13 protein-coding genes and 1 pseudogene are annotated in these 14795 nt (G+C 52.5%); 10 read left to right on the forward strand and 4 right to left on the reverse strand.

Annotation, left to right across the window (positions count from 1 at the left end; translation table 11 throughout):
* Positions 1-31 precede the first annotated feature (31 nt).
* The 10 genes from GJQ69_RS00175 (at position 32) to rsmI (ending at position 10262) form a co-directional block, all read left to right on the forward strand.
* Positions 32-2452, forward strand: a complete 2421-nt coding sequence (locus tag GJQ69_RS00175) for a YfhO family protein (RefSeq protein WP_236849693.1) — start codon at positions 32-34, stop codon at positions 2450-2452.
* 253 nt (positions 2453-2705) lie between these two features.
* Positions 2706-3287, forward strand: coding sequence for a 5'-deoxynucleotidase (gene yfbR, locus GJQ69_RS00180; RefSeq protein WP_086034847.1), 582 nt, complete (start codon positions 2706-2708; stop codon positions 3285-3287).
* Positions 3288-3413: 126 nt separating this feature from the next.
* Positions 3414-4679, forward strand: coding sequence for an LCP family protein (locus tag GJQ69_RS00185; RefSeq protein ID WP_086034848.1), 1266 nt, complete (start codon positions 3414-3416; stop codon positions 4677-4679).
* 70 nt (positions 4680-4749) lie between these two features.
* Complete coding sequence (locus GJQ69_RS00190) at positions 4750-6030, forward strand: Orn/Lys/Arg family decarboxylase (protein ID WP_086034849.1); 1281 nt, start codon at positions 4750-4752, stop codon at positions 6028-6030.
* Between the two features lie 121 nt (positions 6031-6151).
* On the forward strand, positions 6152-6475 hold the full coding sequence (locus GJQ69_RS00195) for a cyclic-di-AMP receptor (RefSeq protein ID WP_086034850.1): 324 nt from the start codon (positions 6152-6154) through the stop codon (positions 6473-6475).
* A complete protein-coding gene (locus GJQ69_RS00200) occupies positions 6472-7335 on the forward strand; it encodes a DNA polymerase III subunit (RefSeq protein WP_086034851.1) in 864 nt (287 codons plus the stop codon). Before GJQ69_RS00195 ends, GJQ69_RS00200 begins: the two co-directional genes overlap by 4 nt.
* A gap of 46 nt (positions 7336-7381) precedes the next feature.
* Positions 7382-8302, forward strand: coding sequence for a PSP1 domain-containing protein (locus GJQ69_RS00205; RefSeq protein WP_086034852.1), 921 nt, complete (start codon positions 7382-7384; stop codon positions 8300-8302).
* Positions 8303-8385: 83 nt separating this feature from the next.
* Positions 8386-8556, forward strand: a complete 171-nt coding sequence (locus GJQ69_RS00210) for a DUF362 domain-containing protein (protein ID WP_086034853.1) — start codon at positions 8386-8388, stop codon at positions 8554-8556.
* Between the two features lie 120 nt (positions 8557-8676).
* Positions 8677-9426: a tRNA1(Val) (adenine(37)-N6)-methyltransferase gene (locus tag GJQ69_RS00215; RefSeq protein WP_086034854.1), complete on the forward strand. Its 750-nt coding sequence runs from the start codon at positions 8677-8679 to the stop codon at positions 9424-9426.
* Positions 9423-10262, forward strand: a complete 840-nt coding sequence (gene rsmI, locus GJQ69_RS00220; protein ID WP_174192578.1) for a 16S rRNA (cytidine(1402)-2'-O)-methyltransferase — start codon at positions 9423-9425, stop codon at positions 10260-10262. The genes GJQ69_RS00215 and rsmI overlap by 4 nt, the downstream gene beginning before the upstream one ends.
* A gap of 102 nt (positions 10263-10364) precedes the next feature.
* Here rsmI and nrdG read toward each other — a convergent pair whose 3' ends face one another.
* The 4 genes and pseudogenes from nrdG to GJQ69_RS00245 form a co-directional block, all read right to left on the reverse strand.
* A complete protein-coding gene (nrdG, locus tag GJQ69_RS00225; RefSeq protein ID WP_174193612.1) occupies positions 10365-10889 on the reverse strand; it encodes an anaerobic ribonucleoside-triphosphate reductase activating protein in 525 nt (174 codons plus the stop codon).
* Positions 10876-13385, reverse strand: a pseudogene (locus tag GJQ69_RS00235) (anaerobic ribonucleoside triphosphate reductase). Before GJQ69_RS00235 ends, nrdG begins: the two are co-directional and overlap by 14 nt.
* Positions 13386-13716: 331 nt before the next feature.
* Positions 13717-14091, reverse strand: a complete 375-nt coding sequence (locus GJQ69_RS00240; RefSeq protein ID WP_086034858.1) for a winged helix-turn-helix transcriptional regulator — start codon at positions 14089-14091, stop codon at positions 13717-13719.
* Positions 14088-14726, reverse strand: a complete 639-nt coding sequence (locus GJQ69_RS00245) for an epoxyqueuosine reductase QueH (protein ID WP_086034859.1) — start codon at positions 14724-14726, stop codon at positions 14088-14090. The genes GJQ69_RS00240 and GJQ69_RS00245 overlap by 4 nt, the downstream gene beginning before the upstream one ends.
* Positions 14727-14795 lie beyond the last annotated feature (69 nt).

Genomic DNA, 14795 nt, shown 5'->3' on the forward strand with positions numbered 1-14795 from the left:
AATACTCATATTTCCGGCAGGAGGCGGTGACTTGGAACGTTTGCAGAAACCGGAGCAGCACAACTATATACTGCGGGCCTTTTTATTGGGGTTGGCAACTGCTGCGGTTATCTTTATTCCGTTTATGATTTATGATAAGGGCTATTTCCTTTTCTATGGAGATTTTAATGTACAGCAGGTGCCCTTTTATCAGATGTGCCACGATGCAATCCGCAGCGGAAACTGGCGCTGGAGCTGGACAACGGACCTAGGGGCCAATTTTGTCGGCTCCTATACTTTTTACCTATTGGGCAGCCCGTTTTTCTGGCTGACCATGCTGTTCCCCAGCGCAGCGGTGCCCTACTTGATGGGACCGCTGTATATCCTAAAGTTCGGCTGCGCCTGCGCGGCCGGCAGCATCTATCTGCGCCGTTACTGCAAAAGCGGCGATTTGGCGGTTTTGGGCGGCATGCTGTATGCTTTTTCAGGCTTTTCCGTTTATAACGTCTTTTTCAATCATTTTCACGAAGCCATTATTTTCTTCCCGCTGTTCCTGTGGGCAATGGACGAATATATGTATCACCGACGGCGGGGCGTGTTTGCGCTGTGCACCTTCCTGTGCTGCTTTGTCAATTACTACTTCTTTGTGGGACAGGTTGTTTTTGTCATCATCTATTGGCTGGTGCGCTGGTTTGCACATGATGAACAGTACCGCAGCATCAGCGGCAAGGACTTTGCCCTACTGTGGGTGGAGGCCGTTCTGGGAGTGGCGTGTTCCTGCATACTACTGCTGCCGACGCTGTTTGCCATTTCACAAAACAACCGTGTCAATGACCCCAGCAACGGCTGGAATGCACTGCTGTATGACCGCAACCAGCGTTATCTGCATATTTTCAGCTGCTTCTTCTTCCCACCCGACCTGCCGGCTCGTGCTAACTTCACGCCGGACAGCGACAGCCAGTGGGCTTCACTGGGAGCATGGCTGCCGCTGTTCAGCATGAGCGGCGTCATTGCAGCGCTGCAGTCCCGCAAAAAAGCATGGTATAAAACACTGTTGACCGTACTGTTCTTTATGGCGTTTGTGCCAGTTTTAAACAGCGCGTTCCAGCTGTTCAACGCTTCTTATTATGCGCGTTGGTATTATATGCTTGTACTGATGATGGTCCTGGCAACGCTTGCCTGCCTGCAGCGGACAGATGTGGACTGGGGCCGGGCGATTCGGTGGACATTGGGCATTACGCTGGCGATCGGTCTTTCTATCGGTCTAATGCCGAACATCACCAGAACCGATACCAACGACGGCCGGAAAATACAAACGATTTCCTACGGACTGGAAAAGTACCCCACCCGCTTCTGGGCTTATGTGGCCATTGCGCTGGTTAGTCTTCTTTTGCTCATTATTATTTTCCGATATTACCGCCGCCATAAAAAAATATTTCTGCGTATGGCTACGGTCGGTGTAGCATTTATCGCGGTTATTTACAGTCTGTTCTACATTACAACCGGAAAAACGCAGAGCGATGACACACACAATGAGATTATCCCCTATGCGCTGAACAAGGGTGATGACATTCACCTGCCAAGCGACGGCAAGCAGTTCTGTCGGCTGGACGTGTACGACGGCATGGACAATCTCCCCATGTACTGGCAGCGCCCGACGATTCAGGCGTTCCACAGCATTGTTCCCGGCTCCATTATGGATTTTTATCCCACCGTTGGAGTTACGCGCGATGTGGGCAGCCGACCCAGCACAGATGTGTATGCGCTGCGCAGCTTTCTGAGCTGCCGGTGGCTGTTTGACCCCATCAACCACGGGGAGAACTTTATCGACTCTGCCACCTCACAGGCGCGTATGCCCGGCTGGGAGTATTACGCAACGCAGAACGGCAGCAAAATTTATGAAAACCAGTATTTTATTCCCATGGGGTACAGCTATGACTCTTATATTACCCGTAAAGAGTATAACGCCTTGCCGGAGGGAGACCGCAGCTTGGCGCTGCTGAAAGCGCTGGTTGTCGAGGACAAAGATGTGTCAACTGCAAAGGCTACCTTGACGCATTACAGCAATATCAGTGCGGCTTCCTACACGGAGCAGGCCTACTTTGTGGACTGTCGGTCCCGCGCGGCCACGACCTGCAGCAGCTTTACAACGGATAAGCTGGGCTTTACCGCCAAAGTGACTGCGGATAAGCCGCGGCTGGTGTTTTTCAGCGTGCCGTGGGAGGGCGGCTGGAGAGCCTCGGTGAACGGCGCCGCGGCATCTATCCAAAAAGTAAACGTTGGCTTTATGGCGGTGCAGGTGCCGGCGGGTACTTCTACTATCCGGTTTACCTATCAGACGCCCGGGCTGAAAGCCGGCGGTGTGGTTACGGTAGCTAGCTTTGCCCTGCTGGGTGGGTACGTCTATATAACAGATGACAGAAACCGCTGGCACAAAAATAAAACTGCGGAGCTGCCAAAAACTTCAGAATAAAACTTTTTTCGCAAATTCCTGTAAAAAGACAGGGCCTTATGCAGATTTTCTGCATAAGGCCCGATTTTTATTGCTGTTTTGTATAAAAATTTATTGAAATTAGCGTCTATATAGATAGAAAAAGCAAGAACACTTGCTTTTTTAGTCCCATTTGCTGTAAAATAATCAATAAAAAGTTGCACATACTACAAGGCAGTCAAGAAGCAGTCAAGAAACCTTTCTGCACCTGCCGGGCAACATGAGGGGAAAACAGATGTATCATTTTTTTGCAAAGCTGTCGCGTATGCGGTATATTATGCGCTGGGGCCTGATGCGTAATGTACGCAGCGAAAACTTGTGTGAGCATTCCTGGGAAACGGCGGTGCTGGCGCACGCCCTTGCAACGCTTCGCAACCGGCGGTTCGGCGGTCATGTGGACGCACAGCGCGCAGCGGTGCTGGCCCTGTACCACGATGCACCGGAGATTTTGACAGGAGACCTGCCGACACCCGTTAAATACGCCAGCGGTGCCATCCATGCCGCCTATGAAAAAGTAGAGCGGGAAGCACAGCGGAACCTGCTGGGCTTGCTGCCGGCTGACCTGCGGGAAGACTATGCGCCTCTGCTGCGGCAGGACGACCCAGCCGACGGGGAACTGCTGCAGTTGGTGAAGGCGGCCGATAAACTGAGTGCCCTTATTAAGTGTGTCAACGAGCGCAGTATGGGCAACAGCGAGTTCAGCCGTGCAGAGGAAAGTACACGTGCGGCGCTGGCGGAAATGAAGCTGCCGGAAGTAAACCTGTTTGTGCGGGAATTTTTGCCAAGCTACAGTTTGACGCTGGACGAACAGATATGACCTTTTTCGGCAGGGACACAAAAATAGTTCTTTATTAGAACATTGTTGCCCTCGTTTTTTAGTATACTGAAACAGAATATCATGTATCTTGTCCTTTGAATGAACCAACAGTGAAGGGTTGATGTTGTGAAAAAGCAGAAAAAGCCACCCCTGAAAAAACGATATCTTGTCCGCAATATTTTGATTCTGGTACTCAGTTTGGCACTGCTGGTGGGCGGTGTTGGCTGTATTTATGTGGATAATGTTCTGGGGAAAGGGCAGTTTGTAGGCGACCAGAACAGCGTCCTCAACGAGCCGATTACTGCCAGCACAGTTGACTCCGGCACAAAGTACAACAGTAAGGGCGCAAACCAGGTAAACGGCTTGCTGAAAGATGAGGCCGTGACCAACATCTTAGTAATAGGTGTGGACGATTATCAGAAGGATGACCCGATTGGCCGTTCCGACAGCATGATGCTTCTTAGCTTAGACAACCGCCACAAAAAGCTGAAAATTACTTCATTCTTGCGGGATACTTACCTTGCCATTCCTGGGAATGGTTCCAACAAACTGAACGCTGCCTATCATTTCGGTGCCTGCAGTGCGGTGGACAGCGGCAAAGCAAAGGCTGGGGATATTACCAGCGTCAACGACGGTGCACAGCTCTGCATTAAAACGCTGGAGCTGAACTTTGGTATGTATATCGACCGGTATGTCGTTATCAAGGATTCTGTGTTCGACGATGTTGTCAACACATTGGGCGGCGTAGACGTCAACATTACCGCCAAAGAGGCAGGATTGATTAACTGCTATTCCGGCTCCACCGCGGAAAAACTGAAAGGTGTGGACGGCGTCCAGCATTTGGACGGCGCGCAGGCCCACTACTTTGGCCGTATCCGGCAAGAAGGATATGACGAGAACGGAAAAAACATCACAGCTCCGAACGTATACGGACACTACGGCGATGTTGGCCGTGCGGAGCGGCAGCGCATGGTTGTCACTTCCCTTGTCAATAAGTTTAAGAGCAGTAATCTAAAAACTTTGTCAGATACTGCGACAAAGGTGCTTTTTAAAGTCATTACGAACTTCAGCCGCAATGAAGTTTACAGCCTGCTGCCGCAGGTCCCTACTGTAATGAACTATCCAATGAAGCAGAATCAGGTTCCGGCGGAAGGAAACTATGACACACCGGTTATCAGTATCGGCAATCAGAGCGCAGACGTTGTGCAGATTAAGGATAACCAAAGGGTGGTCAAGGATGCGCTGACATTCCTATATGAAAGCGATATGCCGGATGTTTCCAAGGTAGCTTTGGCGGGAACCACCGGTACGGATACCAGCAGTAAGAATGAAGACTCCAGTGAGGCGACGGTAAAAACCAGCACGGATGATACCAGCTCCGATGAGGAATAAAAGCTAAGGAAAGGGCTGCTGTGGGTGATTCCTGCGGCAGTTTTTGCTTTTTCAGAAAGGACTTTCATACATGAGTGAAACACCACTTTATACGGCCCTGCGCCACCACCATGCATTGCACCGGGCGCCATTCCATACGCCCGGCCATAAATGTGCTGCTGGTGCGCTGCCGCCGGACCTTTTGCAGCTGGACTATACGGAACTGCCGGATACGGACAGCCTTTTTGAGGCAAGTGGGCCAATCCTGCAGGCGGAGCAGGCGGCAGCGGCACTGTTTGGGGCCCGGCGCACGCTGTTTTCCGCGGGCGGCTGTTCCCTGTGTATCCAGACAATGCTGCGGCTTAGCTGCCCGCAGGGCGGGACGGTGCTATGCGCACGCAATGCCCACCGAACCGCCGTAAATGCCATGGCTTTGCTTGGTTTGACACCACTTTGGGTTATGCCAAAGAATATACTTAATATATTAAATAAAAATACAGATAGGATAGATGCCTGCTATGTTACCAATCCGGACTATTATGGTCGTCTGTTAGATATTTCGGCACTGGCCGCTGCCTGCCGCCGGCGGAACATTCCGCTGCTGGTGGACAACGCACACGGCACCCAGCTGGCCTTTACACAGCCGGACCTGCACCCGCTGCACCAGGGGGCCAGCATGACGGCGGACAGCGCACACAAAACGCTGAATGTTTTGACAGGCGGTGCATGGCTGCAAATAGGTGAGGAACGATATGTACCGAACGCAAAGGGAGCCATGCAGCTGTTTGCCTCCACTAGCCCTTCCTATCCGATTATGGCGAGTTTAGACCTTGCCCGTGCCTTTTTGCAGGAGCATCCGGACGCTTTTGTACCGGTGCAGCGGCGGGTACAGCAGCTGTCACAGCAGGCGGCGTCCCGTGGCATTCTAAACGTCAGCGACGATCCCACACGCCTTTCTTTAAAAACGGCGGAAATTGGCCTGACAGGGACACGGGCGGCGGAGATTTTTCGACAGAACGGCGTAGAGCCAGAAATGGCGGACGGTGCCTATGTGGTACTCATTGCTACCCCGTGGAATATCCGAGAAGATTTTGCACGCGCCGCACGGGCGATAGCGGCGCTGCCGGTTGGGGAACCCCTGTCCTGCGGGCCGGAATTGCCGGCGCTGCCGCCGGTGCGTATGCCGCTGCGGAAAGCGGTCTTTTCTGCGTCCCATGAGGTTCCTCTGCAGCGGGCAGCCGGCTGTATTGCGGCCGAAGCGGCCTGCCCCTGCCCGCCGGGGATTCCCGTTGTTATGCCCGGCGAGGAAATCACGCCGCAGGCGGTGCAGTTTCTGGGCAGGTATGGCTTTCTGTCCCTGCGTGTGTTATAATTATTTAAAATATTATCATTATCTTTGCGTATACAGAATTTTCTGCCGGATATGGCTTGCATACTATAGTGTCCGGTTTTTCACCATATTTTTCATACGGAAAGACAGGGGGAACCTCAGAATGAAACTGGTACTTGCAATCGTCAGCAATGACGACGCCGCTCTGGTAAACAACAGCCTGACAAAGGCGGGCTTTCAGGCAACAAAATTAGCGACGACCGGCGGCTTTTTGAAGTCCGGCAATACGACCTTTATTGTGGGTACGCAGAACGATAAAGTGGACCGTGTCATTGAGATTCTGCGCAGACAGTGCAGCCGCCGTACCCAGATGATGCCCAGCACAAGCGCGCCGGACGGCACCATGTACGGCACCTACCCGATTGAGGTGACTGTCGGCGGCGCAACGGTCTTTGTATTGGATGTTGACCGCTTTGAAAAGCTGTGAAGCTGCGTCTGCCGCAGGAGCTGTGCCCGCCATCGGTAAGGACAGCTCTGCTTTCAGTTTATGAAACTGGGCGAGTGCCCCACGCGCTGGTTTTTGAGGGTGATGCACAGCAGACGTTGGCGCTGGCAAAATGGCTGGCACAGGTGGCAGTTTGTCTGGCGCCGGAAGAACGCCCCTGCGGACACTGCGCCGGCTGCCGGAAAGCGCTGGCAGGCAGTCATCCGGATATTATGCGGCTGGGTGGCGGTGAAGCTGGACGGTCCTTCCATAAAGAAGAGATTTCTGAGCTGCGGCGCAACGCCTATATCCGTCCCAACGAAGCGGGCGGACGAGTGTTCATTCTGGAGAATGCGCAGAACCTGTCACCACAGGCACAGAATGCCCTGCTGAAAGTATTGGAAGAGCCACCGACGAATGTGCAGTTCCTGCTGACCTGTGACCGAGCTACGTCACTGTTGGATACGGTACGCAGTCGGTCACAGATTTACACCCTTTCTGCTACAGAACAGCCGCAGGATGACGGCCTTGTGGCACAAATAGCGCTGGCGGTCTGCCGTCCAAAGGAAAGCGAGCTGCTGTACCTGACGGCGCCGCTGACAAAGGACCGTGTGCGTCTGCATACGGTGCTGGAAAAACTGATGCTCCTGTTTCGGGATGCGCTGGTGCTGCGCAGCGGCGGGACCGCTGTTTCAGGAGAAACCGAAACGGCGGAAAAATTGGCACAGCAGTTTACACGCGCACAGCTGTATCGATTTGTGCAGACCGCGTGGGAAATGCTCGGCGATACTGAGCGCAACGCCAATACGGCGCTGCTGGTGACGACACTGTGTGCACGGCTGCGCAGTGCCGCGGAGCATTAAACTGGCGAAAAGGCCGGAACTTTGAAAAGAATGCAAAGGAGGCACTATGGCGGAAGTAATTGGTGTGCGGTTTAAAAATCTGGGGAAAGTATATTACTTTGACCCGGAAGGAACACAGCTTCAAGTCGGCAGCCATGTCATTGTGGAGACAGCCCGCGGTGTCGAGTGCGGCGAGGTTGCCATGCCAAACCGTGACGTCCCCGAGAACCATATTGTGCAGCCGCTGCGCAAGATTATCCAGGTGGCAACGGATGAGGACATGAAAGTGGTGGAAGAAAACTGCCGGAAGGAAATCAGTGCTTTTTCCATCTGCCAGAAAAAAATTGCGGCACACAAGCTGGAAATGAAGCTGGTAGATGTAGAATATACATTTGATAATAATAAAATCCTTTTCTACTTTACGGCGGACGGCCGTGTGGATTTCCGTGAGCTGGTCAAGGATCTTGCCAGTGTGTTCCGTACACGCATTGAACTGCGGCAGATTGGTGTACGAGATGAGGCAAAAATGTTGGGAGGGCTGGGCCTGTGTGGGCGGCCGTTCTGCTGTAGCCAATTTCTGGTTGGGTTTCAGCCGGTTTCCATTAAAATGGCTAAAGAGCAGGGACTATCCCTGAACCCTGTTAAAATTTCCGGCACATGCGGGCGGCTGATGTGCTGCCTGAAATATGAGCAGGAAGCTTATCAGGACCTGCAGCAGAACACACCACCGGTTGGTTCCTATGTACAGACACCGCAGGGCAAAGGAACCGTTGTGGCGGTCAGTTTGCTGGTGGGAGTTCTGCAGGTGCATTTGGACAGTGCCCCACCGGAAGGAGCTCCTGTCCGCTGCAAAGTCAGCGAAACCAAGCTGCTGCGTTTGCCGGCTGCCAGACCTCGGCAGCGAGCAAAGGAAAAGGCTGGTAGGACCAATGCCGATAAAACCAATGGAAATAACCGAGAGAACATACGCGGCGGCCGCGATAATTGACAGTTTCAATAATTCTATCTTGCATTTCAGGGAAAGTATGATAAAATGATAACAAATACATTAAAGATGGAGGTGTGTTTATAATGGCATATCAGATCAGCAGTGATTGCATTTCCTGCGGCGCTTGCGCAGCAGAATGCCCGGTCAACGCAATTTCTGAGGGCGACGGCAAGTTCGTCATCGACGAAAATGCTTGCATTTCCTGTGGTTCTTGTGCAGGTGTCTGCCCTGTTGGGGCTCCTCAGGAAGGCTAATCTGCTTTTTTGCAGTGAGAAGGGCGGTGTGCAGGCACACCGCTTTTTTTCTTGCTTTAAAATATTCCTGCTGCGGTCCGTGCAGCAGAGGACAATCGAAAAAAGAGAGGACGAAATTCCATGCAGCTCTGCCCCGAAGAAAGGCTGGAACCCATTGGCGGAGGCCATCACGTTATCGTCAGCCGCCGTTACGGCTTTACAACAGATACCATCCTGCTGGCGAAGTATTCCATGCCACGCCATGGGGAACGCTGTGCGGAGCTGGGTACCGGCTGTGGAATGGTGCCGTTGCTCTGGTGCAACCGCGGCTGTCCCGGTGAGGTCTATGCTCTGGAGGTACAACCGGAAGCGTGCAGACAGGCGCAGCGCAGTGTGCAGCTGAATGCTTTCACACACCTGCACGTATTGGAATACGACCTGCGGAATATTGCCGTGCAGAAGGCCAGCGACTTGCCTCTTCCACTACAGTTGGATATGGTGGCCTGCAATCCGCCTTATCAGCCAGTTGGGGACGGTGTGCCAAGCCCGCAGGGCAGCCGTGCAGCTGCTCATCATGAAATCGGCTGTACACTGACAGAGGTGGCCGCCGCCGCCGCACGGCTGCTGCGCTGGGGCGGCAGTTTTTTCTGCTGTCTGCGTCCGCAGCGCATGGCGGAGGCGTTCCAGACCTTTTCGGCAGCAGGCCTGGAACCGAAGCGGATGCGGATGGTACAGCACCGGCTGCAAAAAGCGCCGTTTCTGTTCCTATTGGAGGCACGCCGTGGCGGCCGGCCCGGTTTGACTGTGGAGCCGGTGCTGTTGCTGGAGGAGGCGAACGTCCTGACACAGCTGGACGGTTTGAACGCAAGATATGGGGAGGGACTCCCGTGAGTGGTACATTATATATAGTTGGTACGCCAATCGGAAATTTGAGTGATTTTTCGCCGCGTGCGGTACAGGTTTTAAGCAGTGTCGATTTTATCGCGGCCGAAGACACCCGTGTGACGCTGAAACTGCTGACACACTTTGGCATTAAAAAACCATTGATTAGTTATTTTGAGCATAATAAGTGGCAGCGCGGCGGCGGAATACTGGATCGCATTGCGGCCGGTGAAAACTGCGCGCTGGTCAGCGATGCCGGGATGCCTGCAATTTCGGACCCCGGTGAACTGTTGGTCAAGCAGGCTGCGGAACGCGGCATTCCGGTGGCGGCGGTGCCCGGTCCCAGTGCAGTGGTAACAGCGCTGGCGGTTTCCGGTCTTCCAACCGGCCGCTTTACATTCGAGGGCTTTTTGAGCGTCAACCGCAAAAGTCGGCGGGAACATTTGGAAGAGGTCAAAAATGAACACCGTACTATGGTGTTTTATGAAGCGCCGCATAAATTGCTTGCCACCTTGCAGGATATGCTTGCCGCATGGGGGGACCGGGAGCTGGCGCTGGCGCGGGAACTGACCAAAGTACACGAGGAAGTGCGGCGTACCACACTATCTGAGGCGGCAGAATACTATGCACAGAATCCGCCGCGCGGAGAGTTTGTATTGGTTATCCACGGTGCTGCGGCGCCGGAAAAAGAGGTGCTTTCGTTGGAGGACGCAACTGCTTTGGCGCGCACGCTGATGGCGGAGGACAGCCTTTCCGCTTCTGCGGCGGCAAAGCAGGCGGCAGCGGAAAGTGGTCGCCGGAAAAACGAGATTTACCGTGTGCTGACAGCGAAAGAAGAAAAATAAAAAAGTTTTCCACACATTCTACATATTTCGTTGAAAACTTTTTTGATTAAGAAGAGAATTAATAAAAAAGACGTACCCTCATTTTGGGGGTACGTCTTTCTTCTATTCAGTTTCTTCGTCCAAATCGTCCAACACAATGTGACCTTCCCGCCGGGTGGCGTTCATGTCAATGACACGCTGGTTACGGCTGCCGCGAAAATGCAGTGTCAAATCCCGCTGCGTTTCTATATAGGGACCGTCTACCAGGTAGTCGGTCAAGTCCAGCAGCCGGTGCACGCCCGGTTTTGTGCATTTCAGCAGTTCCTCATAGGTCCAGCCGGAATAAACGGTCAAATCTAGTGTTGTTTCCCGTTTTAGCCGCTCGGCAAGGTCCGCCAATGCGTTGGCCTGAGCGAATGGTTCACCGCCGGAGAATGTAACGCCCCTTAACAGCGGGTTTTCCTTCATTTCAGCCAGTAAACTGTCAATAGAAGCAGTATAGCCGCCGGAAAAATCATGTGTCTGCGGATTTTGGCAACCGGAACAGTTATGCGGACAGCCCTGTACAAAGACCGTATAGCGAATGCCGCGGCCATCTACAATGGACTCCGGTTCTGTGCCGGCCAGCCGCAGCTCAGTGCAGGCCATGTTTGACACGGTCTTTTTCTTCGGCGCGCTTTGCATCGTTCCAGCGGTCCATGGTGCCTACCAAATAGCCGGTGATGCGGCGAATACGGTCAAAGCTGACGCCTTCGCCAACTGTATTGTTTTCAGGATTTACAATTAACTGATGTATCATAAAGCAGCACTCCTCTATTAAAAATAATGGGATAAAAAAGTTCAGTGTCCGTCGCAGCCACAGCCGTCAACAATCGGAACATTCGGGTACTTTTTACGTAGTTTATTCAGCTGTTCTATGCTGACTGGTTCGCCCTCCCGGCGGCCGCAGCGCGGACATACGTTGTCAATTACACCGTTATAGCCGCATACCGGGTCGCGGTCCACTGGATGGTTGACACTGCCGTAGCCAATGCCGGATTCTTTCATGCAGCGGACAACAGCCTCAAAGGCGTCCAGATTCTTGCAGGTATCGCCGTCCAGTTCTACGTAAGAAATATGGCCAGCATTTGTCAGGGCATGATACGGTGCCTCTATTTTAATCTTCTTAAATGCACTGGTGGAATAATACACTGGTACATGGAAGGAATTGGTGTAGTATTCACGGTCCGTAATACCCGGCAGAATACCATACTTAACCTTATCAATTTTAACAAACTGACCGGACAGGCCCTCTGCCGGGGTTGCCAACAGGGTAAAGTTCAATTTACGCTTTTTGCTCTCGTCATCCATACGTTTACGCATATGACCGATGATTTTTAAACCGAGCTTCTGGCTTGCTTCACTTTCGCCGTGATGTTTGCCGGTCAAAGCGACCAGTGTTTCCGCCAGGCCAATAAAGCCGACCGAAAGGGTGCCGTGTTTCAGAACATCTGCCACACTGTCATCGGGACCGAGCTTTTCGGAATCAATCCATACACCCTGTCCCATGAGGAATGGATAGTTGTACACCTTTTTGCTGCACTGAATCTTAAAGCGGTGCAGCAGCTGACGAATGCACAGATCAATGCGGTCATCCAAAATCTTATAGAAACGGTCGAGGTCGTGGTGTGCTTCTATGCCGATACGCGGCAGGTTAATGCTGGTAAAGCTCAGATTGCCGCGGCCGCAGGTTACTTCTTTGTCGGGGTCATAAACGTTGCCCATGACGCGTGTGCGGCAGCCCATGTAGGCGACTTCACTGTTATAGGTGCCATCATAATACTGCAGATTAAACGGCGCATCAATAAAGCTGAAGTTCGGGAACAAGCGCTTGGCACTGGTCTTCATCGCAAGCTTGAATAGGTCGTAGTTCGGGTCGCCGGGATTATAGTTAATGCCCTCTTTGACCTTGAAAATCTGTACCGGGAAAATCGGGGTTTCGCCGTCGCCCAAACCGGCTTCTGTTGCCAGCAGCAGGTTGCGCATGACCATGCGGCCCTCTTCACTGGTGCAGGTACCGTAGTTCACGCTGGAAAACGGAACCTGTGCACCTGCACGGGAGTTCATGGTGTTCAGGTTATGAATAAGGGCTTCCATGGCCTGATAAGTCGCCTTGTCTGTCTCATGCCAGGCAGTCTGGACTGCGAAACGGTGTGCGGTATGGGCCTGTTCCTCGGTGATTTCTTGGTATCCGTTTTCACGCTGATGTGCCGGCAGAATCTTTACCAGCTTTTCTTCCAGCGCATCGCTGTTGTTCATACGGATTTCATCGGCGTCCAGCTGGTTATACAGATAAGCAGCCAGCGCTTCCGCATCGGGGATACCCATCGAGAGATTGCCTTCAAACCACAGGGCAAGTCCCAGACGGTACATCTTCCGGTAGGTTTTAGCAACGCCCGGAGCCATGGAGTAATCGAAGTTCGGGACGGACTGTCCGCCGTGCATTTCATTCTGGTTTGCCTGAATGGCAATGCAGGCCAGCGCCGCGTAGGAGCGAATGTCGTTCGGTTCCCGCAGGGTACCGTGACCGGTGCAGAAGCCGCCTTTAAAGAGCTTCAACAGGTCAATTTGGCAGCAGGTTTCGGTCAGCATGTAGAAATCTTCATCATGAATATGAATGTCACCGTTCAGGTGCGCTGCGGCGATATCCTTAGGCAGCACATAATTGTTGATGAAGTACTTACTGCCTTCACTGCCGTACTTCAGCATGGTGCCCATAGAAGTGTCAGCGTCGATATTGGCGTTTTCGCGCTTTAGGTCTACATCTTTGGAGTCACAGAAGGTCAGCTCTTTATAAATATCCATTAGGTCGCCTTCCGCCTGACGGATTTTTGCGTGCTCAGCGCGATACAGAATGTAGGATTTAGCTGTTTTTGCAAAGGAAGCTGCAATCAGCTGTGCCTCTACTTCGTCCTGTACCAGTTCTACAGCAGGGACCTTTCCCTGCGGCAGGGAAGCAATGACCTTGTCTGCGATGGCATTCAAGTCCTGTGCAGACATTTTTTCACCTGTAACGGACTGATTTGATTTTTCAATCGCACGATAGATTTTTTTTCGGTCAAATGGGACAAGGTCACCGTTGCGTTTTCGAATCTGCGTAAACAATAAGATCCCTCCGATAAAAGCTGTGAAGAATTGATGTGTTAGGGATATTCTAGCACTGCAAAACGTGCTTGTCAAACACAAAAGTACCGCATGTAGACGCGGTACTTTTGTATATAACTATATATTGTGGTTTTGGAAAAACGAATTTTTCGTGTGAAAAGGGCTGCCTTATCGACTTCTCCACCGATTATTCCACTATTCTGTTGAAAAAAGAAGAGAAAAGGGGGACAACACCCGGTGTTTTCCACCCTTTTCAACCAGTTATCAACAATACAATGCGGCAGCATCCCAGCGGCAGATACACAATCTGTAGTACATGGACGGCGAAAAATTAAAGGTGCTTTGCCCAGGAGCAAAGTTTGACAGCGGCCTCCAGTGCACCGGAGGCCTGTTCGGTCAGGCGGTATTCCACCCGCGGCGGAATTTGCTGAAATTGCTGCCGCTGTATCAGACCGGAGGCGCACAGGTTCTTCAGGCTCTGGCTGAGCATCATGTCCGTGATGCCCGCGACACGGCTGCGGATTTCGCCGTAGCGCAGACTCTCCGCACTGCCTAGGACCAGCAGAATACGCAGCTTCCATTTTCCGCCTACCAGTTGCAGTGCATGGGACAGCAGGGCGTCCTGTTCCTCTTCGCCAACAACGGACAGAGAACGCCCGCGCTTTTTTCCCTTTTTCTCTTTTTCTTTGCTTTTTTCTTTTTTCATAGTGTGGATTCCTTCCGGCGGCGAGCAGCTTCGGCGGCAGAGTAAACACAGCCGCAGTAGTTCTGCCGGTACAGATGATATTGCTGTGAAAGGACGATGCTGCGCTGGAAACCGCCGCGCTTTTTAAAGTCACCCGGCAGCCATGTGACGCCGTATGTTTCGGCAAGCTCCATACCAATTTGGTTAAGCATCTGTGCGTTTTTGTGTGGGCTGATGGACAGCGTGGTTGTGAAAAAGTCAAAGCTGCTTTCTTTGGCAGCCTTCGCGGCTTCCGTCAGGCGCAGACGATAGCAGGCAAAACAGCGTTCTCCGCCTTCCGGCAGTGTTTCCATTCCCTTTGCCATGGCAAGAAAGCGTTCTGGGTCATAGCGGCCCGGCAAAAAGGACACCGGTGTTGGCAGCGGCATTTCCTGCAGCAGGCGGCGAACTTCAGCGACACGCTTTTCATATTCATCTTTAGAAGAAATATTAGGATTATAATAGAAAAGTGTAATTTGAAAATACGGGGACAGATACTCCAGAACGTAACTGCTGCAGGGTGCACAGCAGGCGTGCAGCAGCAGGCGGGGTTTTCGGTTTGGTGGCAGGCTGCGCAGGACCTGGTCCAGTGCCAGTTGATAGTTTTGTTTCTGCACTTTTTACAGCCTCCTTTGGGTAGCAACAAGGACCGCACCGGCGGCTGTGCCGGCACGGCCCTATTAACT

This window comes from Caproicibacterium lactatifermentans (genome assembly GCF_013315815.1).
In the GTDB taxonomy this organism is placed as follows: Bacteria; Bacillota; Clostridia; order Oscillospirales; family Acutalibacteraceae; genus Caproicibacterium; species Caproicibacterium lactatifermentans.